The 12,772-nt window shown below is 64.8% G+C and carries 11 protein-coding genes and 1 pseudogene; 4 read left to right on the forward strand and 8 right to left on the reverse strand.

The window, feature by feature from the left end:
• From Q427_RS20315 to fliF, 6 genes and pseudogenes are all read right to left on the reverse strand, one after another.
• On the reverse strand, positions 1-783 hold a 783-nt coding region (locus Q427_RS20315; protein ID WP_043516930.1), incomplete at its 3' end, for a hypothetical protein.
• A gap of 19 nt (positions 784-802) precedes the next feature.
• Positions 803-1,090 (reverse strand): flagellar export protein FliJ, encoded by a 288-nt coding sequence (gene fliJ / locus Q427_RS36445; RefSeq protein WP_331280669.1) that lies wholly within the window; start codon positions 1,088-1,090, stop codon positions 803-805.
• Positions 1,091-1,253: 163 nt separating this feature from the next.
• Positions 1,254-2,654 (reverse strand): flagellar protein export ATPase FliI, encoded by a 1,401-nt coding sequence (fliI, locus tag Q427_RS20325; RefSeq protein WP_043516931.1) that lies wholly within the window; start codon positions 2,652-2,654, stop codon positions 1,254-1,256.
• Positions 2,655-2,659: 5 nt separating this feature from the next.
• Positions 2,660-3,406 (reverse strand): flagellar assembly protein FliH, encoded by a 747-nt coding sequence (locus tag Q427_RS20330; protein WP_043516932.1) that lies wholly within the window; start codon positions 3,404-3,406, stop codon positions 2,660-2,662.
• The gene (gene fliG / locus Q427_RS20335; RefSeq protein WP_043516933.1) at positions 3,399-4,403 is read right to left on the reverse strand and encodes a flagellar motor switch protein FliG; all 1,005 of its coding nucleotides are present in this window, start codon (positions 4,401-4,403) and stop codon (positions 3,399-3,401) included. Before fliG ends, Q427_RS20330 begins: the two co-directional genes overlap by 8 nt.
• Positions 4,400-6,127: pseudogene (gene fliF / locus Q427_RS20340) on the reverse strand (flagellar basal-body MS-ring/collar protein FliF). The gene fliG and the pseudogene fliF overlap by 4 nt, the downstream one beginning before the upstream one ends.
• A 265-nt stretch (positions 6,128-6,392) precedes the next feature.
• Here fliF and fliE point away from each other — a divergent pair.
• Complete coding sequence (gene fliE / locus Q427_RS20345) at positions 6,393-6,722, forward strand: flagellar hook-basal body complex protein FliE (protein ID WP_043516934.1); 330 nt, start codon at positions 6,393-6,395, stop codon at positions 6,720-6,722.
• Positions 6,723-6,735: 13 nt separating this feature from the next.
• Here the strand turns inward: fliE and Q427_RS20350 are convergent, their stop codons facing one another.
• On the reverse strand, positions 6,736-7,104 hold the full coding sequence (locus tag Q427_RS20350) for a flagellar protein FlaG (protein ID WP_043516935.1): 369 nt from the start codon (positions 7,102-7,104) through the stop codon (positions 6,736-6,738).
• Positions 7,105-7,314: 210 nt separating this feature from the next.
• Entirely contained in the window at positions 7,315-9,312 is a 1,998-nt protein-coding gene (locus Q427_RS20355) for a methyl-accepting chemotaxis protein (protein WP_231613823.1), read from the reverse strand.
• Positions 9,313-9,723: 411 nt separating this feature from the next.
• Here Q427_RS20355 and Q427_RS34540 point away from each other — a divergent pair, with 411 nt between their 5' ends.
• From Q427_RS34540 to Q427_RS20365, 3 genes are all read left to right on the forward strand, one after another.
• Positions 9,724-10,242 (forward strand): CBS domain-containing protein, encoded by a 519-nt coding sequence (locus Q427_RS34540; protein WP_231613824.1) that lies wholly within the window; start codon positions 9,724-9,726, stop codon positions 10,240-10,242.
• Positions 10,199-12,244: an EAL domain-containing protein gene (locus Q427_RS20360; RefSeq protein ID WP_231613825.1), complete on the forward strand. Its 2,046-nt coding sequence runs from the start codon at positions 10,199-10,201 to the stop codon at positions 12,242-12,244. The genes Q427_RS34540 and Q427_RS20360 overlap by 44 nt, the downstream gene beginning before the upstream one ends.
• Positions 12,245-12,354: 110 nt before the next feature.
• Positions 12,355-12,772: flagellar motor protein MotB (locus Q427_RS20365; protein WP_043516937.1), on the forward strand; the 418-nt coding region annotated here is incomplete at its 3' end.

A 12,772-nucleotide genomic window follows, 5' to 3' on the forward strand; every position in this document is an offset into this window, starting at 1 on the left:
CGTTGCCTGCAGGCTCGGCGAGGTGGGCTCGATACTTGCCATGGCGGCGCGCGGGGCCTCTGGGGGCATGCCGCGTAGCTCGCCAACATTCACCTGAGGGGCTGAAGCCGTATCGGCCGAGCGTGCCAGCTCGGCGGAGCGCAGCGGCCGCTCTGCGGTGCTTGAATCGAGCTGTGCGAGGAAGCCGGGCCGCGGCGTGCTTTCACTCACCTCGCGCCCCGCCTGCTGTGATGCCGAGAGAGCCTGGGGCGCATTCAGCGATACCGTGGCGGCTTTGGCAGGCTGTTCACCGAGGTTGCGCGCGGGGTCGCCGGCCTGGCGAAGGGCATCGGCTGCTGCCAGAGCGGCAACGGCGTTATCGGCTGGCGAGGCAGGCTCAGCTGTCGCTGCCTGCGGGGTTATCGTTTTCGGGGCTATCGTTTGCGGGGCTGTGGCATCGGCGAGGGGACGAGCCTCGGTCGGCTGATTCCCATCGATCAATGCCAGGCGCTCCATGATGTCGGCAAGCGAAAGCGTATCGGGCAGGGGCACCGCTTCCATATCCGCCACGAGATCCGGGTCGTTGGCGCTCAGGGCCTGCAGCATCGCCTGCTGGGCTGCCATGGAGGGCGGCAGGGCAGGCCTGACACTCTCCGGCAGTGGGTCAGACTGCTGGGCGTCGGACTGCGATCGACCGGCACCGGCCAGGGCCAGGGCAAATTGGCCGTCGGATGCGTTGGCACCCGGCTCGGCCTTGCCCATGGGCTTGCCCGGTAGGGCGGATAGAATCATCTGAATATCCATTGCGATCTCCTGGCTCGGATCACGAATCGCGCTCGGGGCGCTGGCGAATCAGCCGGCCGGCGGCCATTTCGTCACTGTTGCGTTGTTCCCGCCGCGCTTCGTGCTTCTGCAGCTCGGCATGGCGGCGGGATGAGAGGGTGTCGTAGGCCGACAGGCGCTTCTGCTCCTGTTGCCACTGCTGCTGGCTCTGCTGGACACGCTGCTGCTGCGAGTCCAGTGCGTCCCTGGCGCGCTGGAGGGCGGCGTCCAGGGAGGCGAGGAACTGCTGGTAGTTGTGCATGCTGGCGGGATCGATGCCCTCTCGCATGGCACTCTGCAGCCGCTCGGCGTACTCCAGCCGATAGCGGCTGAGGCGTCGAGCTGGGCCGCAACCTGGCGTTCGCTCATGCGCTCTCCGGCCAGCAGCTGGCCGGCCTGGTCGCGGGCATCCCGGGCGAGATCGCCCAGCATGTTGAGCTGTGACGATGCACTCATTGCCTGGCTCCTAGGGTCTCTGTGAGAACCTGTCGAGAGGCCTCGATCGAGGCATTTTCATGAATGCCCTGCTGGAGGAACTGCTCCAGCAGCGGGTAGCGCTGGACGGCTTCGTCGAGCTGGGGGTCGTGACCCGGGCTGTAGGCGCCCACGCTGATCAGGTCGCGGTTGCGCTGGTAGCGAGAAAAGAGCCGCTTGAAGGCCTGGGTCATGGCCAGCTGCTCGTCGTCGATGATGTGAGTCATGACGCGACTGATCGAGGCTTCGATATCGATGGCGGGGTAGTGCCCGGCCTCGGCCAGCGTCCGGGACAGTACGATATGACCGTCGAGAATGGCGCGGGCCGAATCGGCGATGGGGTCCTGCTGGTCGTCGCCTTCCGTCAACACGGTATAGAAAGCGGTAATCGAGCCCCGGCCGCGTTCCGCATTGCCGGCGCGTTCCACCAGGCTGGGAATCTTGGCGAAGACCGAGGGCGGATAGCCCTTGGTGGCGGGTGGCTCGCCGATGGCCAGGGCGATCTCGCGCTGGGCCATGGCATAGCGGGTGAGAGAGTCCATGATCAGCAGCACGTTCTTGCCCTGGTCGCGGAAGCCCTCTGCCAGGCGCGTGGCATAGGCGGCGCCCTGCAGTCGCTGCAGCGGCGAGGTGTCGGCCGGGGCCGCCACTACCACGGCGCGGCGGCGTCCCTCTTCACCGAGGATATTGTCGATGAAGTCCTGTACCTCGCGTCCCCGCTCGCCGATCAAGCCCACGACAATCACATCGGCGCCGGTATAGCGGGCCATCATGCCCAGCAGCACCGACTTGCCCACCCCGGAACCGGCAAACAACCCCATGCGCTGGCCGCGGCCCACGCTGAGCAGCGCATTGATGGCGCGAATGCCGACATCGATCTGCTCATGGATCGGGGCGCGGGCCAGTGGGTTGAGCGGCGGGGTGGAGAGCGCTGCCCGGGGGGCGTTGTCCAGCGGGCCTAAACCGTCGAGAGGCTCGCCATTGCCATCCACCACCCGGCCGAGCAGCGACTCTCCCAGGGGGAAGCGGCGCGCCGTGTGGTCTGGTCCATCGCCCAGCGGATAGACCCGGGCACCCGGCATCAGGCCGGTAATTTCCGTGAGTGGCATCAGGAACAGTCGTTCGCCGGCGAATCCGACCACTTCGGCCTCGGCAAAGCGCGGTGACTCGCTGCCGCCCGGAGAGACCAGCTCGATGCGGCAGGCGTTGCCCAGGGCGACCCGCAGGCCGATCGCCTCGATCACCATGCCGGTGGCCCGCAGCACACGACCGCTGGCACGAAACCCCGGCACGGTCTCCACGCGCTCGCGCACATGCTGCAGCGTCTGCTGCCAGCGTGCCTGATGCGCATTGCGGGGTTGTGCCAGGGTCTCGGGCATGTCGCTCACTCCTGTTCGTCTTCCGCTGCGGCTGCGGCGGGGCGCCGGCGGCGCACCTGAGCCTTGACGGCCTGCCACCGGCTTTCCCAGGTGGCATCGAGCTCGCCACTGGCGCTGGTGACACGGCAGCCGCCGCGGCTGAGCTGGTCGTCCGGCTGCAGTTTCCAGCCGGCGGCTTCCAGCTCCTGGCCAAGATGCTGCTCCACCAGCTTGTGGTCCTGCGGGTGCAGCCACAGGCGCTGCTGCCCGGTCAGCGGGGGATCGGTGTGCAGCAGCGCCCTGACCAGTTCCAGCACCTGCCTTGGGCGGGCCTTCAAGGCTTCGCCGGCCAGTTGGCGCCCGGTGGCCAGTGCCAGCTCGACCATCTCGTTGGCCACCTCTTCATCGAGCACCGCCAGGGCTTCGGCAAACTGCTCCGCCAATGGCTTGAGCGGCGCCAGTACCTCGCGGGTGCGTTGCTTCAGCTCCTTCTCGGCTTCTTGTCGGCCTTCCTCCAGCCCCTGGGCCTGTCCCTGGGCGCGTCCCTCCTCGAAACCGGCCTTGAAGCCCTCGTCGCGGGCTTCCCGCAGGGTCTTTTCGCGCAGTGCCTTGAGCTCGGCCTGGCGGCGGAACCGCTCCTGGCGCGCGGGATCCTCTGCGGGCTTTCCAGCGCGCTCGGTCTCGCTGAGGTGGCTCTCATCCTGCAGTTCACCCATCTGCCAGCGGCGCCAGGAGGCCGACTGCTCGGGATGCGAAGGCGAGCGGTCAGACATAGGTGTCGTCTCCGCCGCTCAGCACGATATCGCCGGAGTCGGCCAGCCGGCGCACCACCTGCAGAATCGTCTTCTGCTCCGCCTCCACCTGGGAGACACGAATCGGCCCGCGGGCCTCCATGTCCTCGCGCATCAGGTCGGCGGCGCGGCGGGACATGTTGCGCAGGAATTTCTCCATCAGGCCTTCCGGTGCCCCCTTGAGAGCCACCACCAGCGAGTTGGTGTCGATCTCCTTGAGCACCATCTGGATGCTGCGGTCGTCCAGGTCCATGAGATTCTCGAACAGGAACATCTCGTCGATGATCTTCTGGGCCAGATCCTCGCTGTGCGCCCGCACCGTCTCGATGGCGGTCTCTTCCTGGTTGGAGTTCATCAGGTTGAGGATCTCGGCTGCGGTTCTCACGCCGCCCATCTTGCTGCGCTTGAGGTTCTGGCCGTCGAGCATGCCCGACAGCACCTCGGTCAGTTCCTGCAGGGCGGCCGGCTGCACGCCGCTGAAGGTGGCGATACGCAGCACCACGTCGTTGCGCAGCTTGTCGTCGAACAGCTCGAGCACGTCGGCGGCCTGGTGGCGCTCCAGGTGGACCAGGATGGTGGCGATGATCTGCGGGTGCTCGTCGCGGATCAGTTCCGCCACCATGGGCGCTTCCATCAGGTTGAGCGAGTCGATGCCGCTGCTGCTGCCCGATGTCTCGAGGATGTCCTCGATCAGGCTGGTGGCGCGTTCGCTGCCCAGCGCCTTGGTCAGCACCGAGCGGATATGCTCGCTGGAGTTGAGATTCAGCGCGATGAACTCTTCGGTCTCGTCGTTGAAGTCCTGCATCACCTTCTGCATGTCTTCATGGGAGACCTGGTCCATCTCGGCCATCTCCATGCTCAACAGCTGGATCTCCTTGGGCGAGAGGTACTTGAAGACCTCCGCCGCACTGTCCTCGTCCAGGGCGAGCATCAGGATGGCGCTGCGGCGCACGCCGCTCATGGCTCTTGCGGTGCTCATTCTTTGTTCATCCAGCTGCGAACGATCATGGCGATCATGCGGGGATCCTCCTGGGCCAATTCACGCAGATCGGCCAGGTGGTCTTCATAGGCCGAGGACTTGCGCTTGCGCTTCGGCTTCTTGTAAGTCCTCGTCGACTCCAGGTCGTCTTCCAGCTCACCGTCAATGCCCTCCGGCGTCTCGTCATCGACCCGGACACGCAGACCGGTTCCCGGTGCAGAGGCCAGCGCGGGCAGCTGCGTCTGGCGCTTGATCAGCGGGCGCAGGATCAGCAGATAGGCCAGCAGGCGCCCAGTGCCACCAGCAGGTAGCGGCCAAGGGTGAGTGCCAGGTTGTGGACGTCGGGCGACTGCCACCACTCCAGCACTTCTTCGTCGTCCACGATGCGGCTGAAGGGGCTATTGACCACTTCGATTTCGTCGCCGCGGGCCGGGGAGAAGCCCATGGCCTGGCGAACCAGGCGCTCGATCTGGGCAATTTCCACGTCGGTGAGCGGTACGCGCTGCCACTCGCCTTCCTCATCGCGCTGCTCGCGATAGTCCACCACCACGGCGGCGGAAAGACGCTGCACCTGCCCCTGGCGGTGCTGGACATGCTCGATGTTGCGGTCGACCTCGTAGTTGACCACATCGTCCTGGCGCAGATTGCTCAGCGCCATCAATTCCTGCTCGGTTTCCTCGAGCAGTTCGCCATCTTCGTCCACCGGCAGATTGATCGGGGAGAGTGCGGTGCCGGGGGGCGTGTTGCTCAGGGCGCCGGGGATGCCCATGGCCAGGTCGTCGCCGCCACTATAAGAGGCGCTGGACTGGCGGCTGCGTACCGCCGCCTCGTTGGGCGGCTGGTTGGGGGCGAAGCGCTCATTGGTCTCCTCCCGGCGTGAGAAGTCGATCTGGCGGCGACCTGGGCCCGCACGTTCTGCTGTCCCAGGATCGGTGCCAGGATGTTTTCGATGCGCTGCTGGAAGGAGCGCTCGACCTCGGCGATATAATCGAGCTGGGTGGCATCCAGGCCGCGGCGGTTGGCGCCGGGCATGGAGAGCAGGCGGCCGCCCTGGTCGACCACCGTGACGTCTTCGGCGGCCAATTCTGGCACGCTGCTGGAAACCATGTGGATGATGGCGTTGACCTGGCCGTCACCGATCACCCGGCCCGACTCCAGGGTGACGATGACCGATGCCTTGGCCGGTTCCTGGTCCCGCACGAAGACCGAGGAGCGTGCATGGCAAGGTGAACCCGGGCCCGGGATACCGGGCCAAGCGACTCGATGGAGCGTGACAGCTCGCCTTCGAGGCCGCGCTGGAAGTTGACCTGTTCGGCAAACTGGCTGACCCCGAAGGCCTGGTTGTCCATCAGCTCGAAGCCCACGTTGCCGCCCCGGGGCAGGCCCTGCTCGGCAAGCTGCAGGCGCAGGCCGTGCACCGAGTCGCCGGGTACCAGCAGCGCCGTGCCGCCTTCGCTGAAGCGGTAGGGCACACCGCGGCTCTCGAGCTCGTTGATGATGCGGCCGCCATCCGCCTCTGTGAGATTGCTGTAGAGCACCCGGTAATCGGGCTCCCGCGCCCACATCAGCAGCACCACCACGATGGCGATCGATGCGGCGCCGCCGATCAGGATCGCGAGCAGCGGATTGCCGCGCATCTGTTCCTGGACGCGCTGCAGCAGTGCGCCCGCTGGCGGGTTGGGCGAGGTCTCCTGACGACCCGGCGTCGCGGCGCCATCGCTCATGCGCACCTCCCGTGGGAGGCGGCGTTCGTCGCTTGAAAAGTATTACTTGAAGATGGCATTGCGTGCATCCGTCCACCGCATTCCGGCTACCCTTGCGGGCGCAACTGTGATGAACGCTATTATGCGAACCCTCGTCGAGTCCAAAGGCGGGAAAAGCCCGTGTTTTTCATGCCATTTGCCAGTATGGTCGCGTGACGACAGCTGTTAGCCTTGGCAACATTCCTTGAACGTCACTTCCGAACCAACAGAACGGGGGCCGCGAGCCATGAGTTCACCTGCCATCCAATCCGCGCTGGCCCAGATGCAGAGTCTGGCGACACAGGCCGGCGGACAGGCTGCCAAGGGGCAGCAGGTCTCGACCCTGGTGGGGCAGGGCGGTTTCGCCGGTGAGCTGCAGGCCTCCATCCAGCGTATCAACCGTCTGCAGCAGGCATCCAACGCCAAGGCGATGGCCTTCCAGGCCGGGGATCCCAACGTGGAACTCAATGACGTCATGGTCGACATGCAGAAGGCCAGCGTGGCTTTCCAGATGGGTCTGCAGGTGAGAAACCGGCTGGTTTCCGCCTACCGTGACGTCATGAACATGCAGGTCTAGGCCTCCAGCTGATCTAGGCTTCCAGCCGAATCAGACGCCCCTGCAATTCATCCAGCCTTTCGGCAATGGCCAGCACCTCCTCAGAGGGGATCTGGCGCAAAACGTCACCGGTTTCCCGGTCGACGATCCGCGTCACCACCCGTGACGGCATCTCGTTCAGCTCGAATTCCACGCCATGCTGGCGCAGCACTTCATTGATCCGTTGAATCGGCTCGACCAGGTCCGCCTGGGCGGGCGAATGGCCGTGGCTCTCGGCCTGGCTCAGCATGGTCCCTGCCGTCGGCAGCGAGGCCAGCACGGACTCCTTGCGCTGTCGCGGTGTGAGGTCGTGCAGCGCCGAGGCGCTCAAGCTGTTGGTGGCATCGGTGAGCGGTGAAGACATGGTCATTTTCCTTGTATGCGCCCTTGGCAAGCACTCGACAACCCACCGCGCCATGGGCCGGTTTCCCGGCCCAGCCACGATGGGTAGTCAGTGCAGCCCCCCGAAGCCGGCGGACGAGCCGGCTTCCCCATTTATGCGTATGCACTCTCTCTATCGGCACCCTTGAGCGGAAACTTTAGTAACAATGTTACCGGCCGTTTCCGGGAGTGCTCACGCCGCCGAGCAGGACAGCCTCCGTGGCGCCCCTCCCTCAGCCGGCTGAACCTCGCTTTGCCAGACATTGCCGGCCGTTAACGCTTCGCCGACCTTGAAGCGGGCGATCAGCCGCGTCATGTCGATAGCCTGTTCATCCAACGATTGGCTTGCCGCCGCCACCTGCTCGACCAGGGTGGCGTTGTGCTGGGTCATCTCCTCGAGTTGACCGATGGCCTGGTTGATCTGCTCGATCCCGGCCGACTGTTCGGTTGCCGCTGTGGACATCTCGGTGATGAGGTTGGCGACCTGCCCGACCCCCTGGGCGATCGTCTCCAGGGTTTCACTGGTGGCGTTAACCAGTTTCTCGCCTTCGTCGATGCAGGCCACATTGATACCGACCACCCGACGTATCTGCTCGGCTTCCTCGGCGCTACGACTGGCCAGCTTGCGCACCTCCGCGGCGACCACGGCGAAGCCGCGGCCATGTTCGCCTGCCCTGGCCGCCTCCACCGAGGCATTGAGGGCCAGCAGGTTGGTCTGGAAGGCGATGCTGTCGATGGCTTCGACGATGCGGGTGACCTCTCGGTTGGCCTCATGAATCTGGCGCATGGCGCCGCGGGCACTGCTGGCCACACTGCTGCCCTTGTCGGCCTGGCTCGCCGCTTCCCGGGAGAGTGCCTCGGCCTGCCGGGCATTGTCGGCGGTCTGGCGCACGCTCGCCGTCATCTGCTCCATGCTGGAGGCGGTCTCGACCAGGGAGGAGGACTGCTCTTCGGTGCGCTGTGCGAGGTCACGGTTGCCTTCGTTGATCTGGCCGCTGGCCACGCCAACCGACAAGGCGCCCTGCTTGATATTGGAGACCAGCAGCTCGGAATCGGCGGTGGAGGCATTGAAGGCACGATAGAGATGGGCGAGCTCGTCCTGGCCGGGGGCGTCCAGCCGCAGGGTGAGGTCTCCGCTGCTGCGCTGGATCGCTGCCAGTGTGGCACGCAGTGGCAGGACGATGCTGCGCACGGTGACGGCGGCAAGCAGCAGCGCCAGGACACCGGCAACGACCGCCACCACGAGATGTCCGATCAGGTCGCCCCGAGCCTCCGCCCTGAGCCGCGAGGCCGTCGCCAGGACGTCCTCCGCCACGGTGTCCTCCACCACCTTCAGCCGGTCGATCCTGTCGGTCTGCCACTCGAACCACTGCTGGGCATCGATGCCATAATCCCCTGCCGTTCCTCGTTCGATGGCGACGCTGCGCAGCGTCGCCAGTCGCTCGGCTTCGGGACCCTCGTTCAATGCCTGGAAGGAGTGATGGACCTCGGCAGTCGACAGGGTGGTGAAGGCCTCCTCAAAGGCGGCCTGCTTGCCCAACAGCTTCAGCAACTGCTGGTAGCCTGTCGGCGTCATGTTGTCGGAGCTGAAGGCCCCGGCAAGCATGGCTCGCTCGATACCGGCCAGCTCCTTGGTCTGCAAGAGGTTGTAGTAGGCCGCCATGCGGCTGGTCACGCTGCCTTCCTCCTTGGCCAGTGTCATGCGTCCGATGATGGTGACCAAGGCACTGTTGATCCCCGTGTAATGGGCGACCGCCTCGCCGCCGGTGACTGCCTGCTGGTCGACACGCTCACGCAGGGCTGGGGTCTGTTGCAGCCGGGCAAGCGTCGTCTCGATGCGCTCGGCAAGCACCGGGTCCAGGGCGATCAGGTCGACGTTGCCGAGATAGCTCAGGAAGGCATCGTGCTGGCGGTCCGTGTCTCGGCGTTGATCGGGCAGCGTATCGCGAAAATTATGACCCCCACTGGCCAGGAATCCGGCGGTCATTCCTCGTTCCCGCTGCAGCTCATGAATCAGGTTGCCCGCCCGTTGGGACAGGCGTGTCATCTCCTCGAGGTCGGCCATGTCGGCCGTCATCTGCTGGCGCTCCAGAACGCCGGAGGCGGCAAACCAGGCCATGGCCAGTAGCGGTAGTGAAAGTGCGAGAAAGAATTTCCAGCCCATGTCGATGCGGTGAAGCAGTCGGTTCATCGTAGGCCTTCCTTTGGGAGTGAGAGATGTTTCGTGGGCAGGTCGGTGCCGGGTAATGCTCACGTTGCGCTGAGGTATCGGCGGCGAGGAGGGCTGGCTTTAGCGGATTGGAAGGGGATCGGCGGGGATATTGATATGGGTCATGAACTGATCGATTTGAAGGGTCTTGCCCGGAAAAACGGGAGCTGGGTAATGCCGGCAAATGGCCCCGTTGACGCTCAGTTAATCATTGCGACTAGTTATGTAATACGGGATCATTGAACATAGTGTTAAGAATAATCAGGGTTACTCTTGGTTCCGTATCGTTTTTCTGCAGCTCAGGGTATGCCAAGCGTGGTACCGGAAGAAAAGTACTGGAAGGAAGGTACGGGAAGAATCGTCCCGTAAGAATCGTCCCGTCAGTGAGGCGTCATGAATCACGAGCTTCCCATTGAGCGCATCATGCAGACCGGTCTGCTGACCTGTGAGTCCGATACACCGCTCTGCATCGCCGCCCAGCGCATGGCCGAGCGTCAATGCAGTTCGATCGTGGTGACCCGTGAGGGCAAGGCGCGGGGGATCTGGACCGAGCATGACGCCCTGGCAGTGAATTTCGCCGATCCGGAGGCGGGGCGAATCCGGATCGGCGAGGTCATGAGTCAGCCGGTGGCGAGCCTGCACCTGGAGACGCCGATCAGCGAGGCCGCACTGCGCTTCAGTGCCGAAGGACGTCGCCATTTCGTCGTGGTCGACGGCGATGGACTGCCAAAGGGCATTCTCACCCAGACCGACATGGCCATGAATCAGGGCATCGAGCCTACCTGCGGCTGCGGGAGGTTCGTGCCGCCATGCGCAGCGTGCGCTGGTGCTCCAGGGAACGCAGCTATTGGCCGAGGCGGCCCGATCGATGCGCCTCTCCAGCTGCGATGCCGTGGTGGTGAAGTGCAGTGAGCAGGAGCTGGGCATTCTCACCGAACGCGACATGGTTCGCTTCGTAGCCCATCATCCCGGCAACACTCCCATCACCGAACTGGCCAGCCGCCCTCTGCTCACCGTGCACCAGAACGAACCCCTGATCACCGCCCGGGACAGGCTGCTGGAGCAGCGGGTACGTCACCTGGCGGTGCTGGACGAAGGGAAGAATGTGGTAGGCCTGATCGGTTTTCGCGACATGCTGGCCGGGGCCGAGCAACACTATATGCAGGACCTGCGGGACGCCCTGGAAGAGCGAGACCGAGCTCTTGCCCGGTCCCATGAACACCTGCAGCTGGCCGAGCGGGTCATCGAATCCTCGCTGGAAGGGATCATCGTTACCGACCCGAGCAACCGCATCGAGTTCGTCAATCCCGCCTTTACCCACATGACCGGCTATGCGGCAGAGGAGGTCATCGGCAAGACCCCCGAGATCCTCTCCTCCGGACGTCATGATGCCGCCTACTACCGGCAGATGTGGGAGGCGCTGAAGAATCACGGTTACTGGCGGGGCGAGATATGGAACCGCCGCAAGAGTGGCGAACTCTACCTCGAGCTGCTGACCATCACCGCCATTACCGGTGAAAATGGTGAAGTGACGCACTACGCGGCGCTGTTCAACGACATCACGCACATTCGTGAAAATGAAGAGCGGATTCGCAGGCTGGCCTACTATGACCCATTGACCGCGCTGCCCAACCGACGCCTGCTGGAGGATCGGTTGCAGCTGGCGATTCGGCATGCGCACCGTAACAAGAGTCGGCTGGCGGTGGTCTTCGTCGACCTGGATCACTTCAAGCAGATCAACGACACCATGGGGCACGCAGTGGGGGACGAGGTGCTGGTGATGGTCGCCGATCGACTGCAGAGCCGACTACGTGAGGACGATACCCTGGCGCGCCTGGGTGGCGATGAATTCCTGGTCCTGCTGCCTGACCTGGAAGAGGTGGAGGAGGTGACCCGGGTGGCCCGGCGGCTGGTCGACGCGGTCAGCGAGCCCTGTATCATCGACGGCAATGAGTTCAGCATCGGCTGCAGTCTCGGTATCAGCCTGTACCCGGATGATGCGACCAATGCCGAAGCCCTGATCCACGATGCCGACGTGGCCATGTATCGGGCCAAGCAGGAAGGGCGCAATGCCTACCGGCTCTATCGTACCGAAATGAACATCCAGGACGATCGTCAGCGGGCGCTGGAAGCGGCGTTGAGAGACGCCGTCGAGAGCGGCGAGGGCCTCGAGGTCCACTTTCAGCCGCTCTTCGAGCAGGAAAGCGGTGCCTTGCACAGCGCCGAGGTGCTCATGTGCTGGCATCATCCGGTGCTGGGCATCATCCCGCCCGGCGAGGTCATCCCGCTGGCCGAGCGCGCAGGGCTCATCGTGGCCTTGGGCGATCGCATGATGCGCATGGTCTTCGCCCAGCTGGGCGAATGGTGTCGGGCGTCTGCCGAACCGGTGCCGGTGAGCATCAACCTGTCGCCACGGCAGTTCTGGCAGCAGGACCTGACAAGCAAGATCGCCGCCATGCTCGCGGAGCATGACTTGCCGCTCGGCCTGGTGGGCTTCGAGCTGTCGGAAAGTACGCTGCTGGACAAGCCGCTCCAGGCCGCGGCCGTGCTTCAGCAGCTGCGGGACCTGGGCGGCGAGATCACCATCGACGATTTTGGCACCGGCTACGCTTCGTTGAGCTACCTGGAGGAGCTGCCGGTCACCACGTTGAAGATCGACCGACGCTTCATACAGCGCCTCGATGGCGGGCAGCGGGGCAGTGCGGCTATCGTTGCCGCCGTCTGTGGCCTGGCGCGGGAGCTGGGGCTGCGGGTGGTCGCCGTGGGCGTGGAGACCGAGGCCCAGCAGGATGCCTTGCTGCGTCACAACATGGATCTGATCCAGGGGTTTCTCACCGGCAGGCCCGTCTCCGCGCAACGCTTCGCCAGTCGCTACCTGGTGTCCCGCCAGGGCGAGGTTACCGAAAAGGCCTGAGCGCACCGACCGCCAGCAAGTAGCGGCACAAGGTCCCGCTTTTCCCCGTTTCATCTCGGCTTCTCTGCGGTTAGGCTAGGCGGCCTGTTCATGGCGACCCGGCTGTCCAGATGACCCGATTGAACTCCAGTGGCGATAGCGATCATCGTGGCCCCATGCGCCATGGATCGCTGACGGCGACCCATTCCGACCCCGACCAGGACAGTGCCTGGATGATCGGCTACCTGGATATCATGACGCTGCTGGTGGCCCTGATGGTGCTGCTGTTTACCATCACCTACGCCAGTGATCGTGGCTCGGACATCACCGGCCTCGGCGCCACCCCGGAACCCATGGTCATTCCCCTGCCCGGTGAACTGCGCTGGGCGATGAGCAGCCACTCGCCACCGTCGACTCCGGCAGGCCACCTGAGCCCCTGGGCACTCTCCGCCGCACTGGGCGTTGCCGGCTTGCCGCGCCCAGTGGCGCCGCTCCCGGTTGGCGCGACACCGCCATTGCTGGCCATGCCGGCTGCAACAGCTGAGCGAC

The organism is Halomonas sp. BC04, assembly GCF_000568385.1.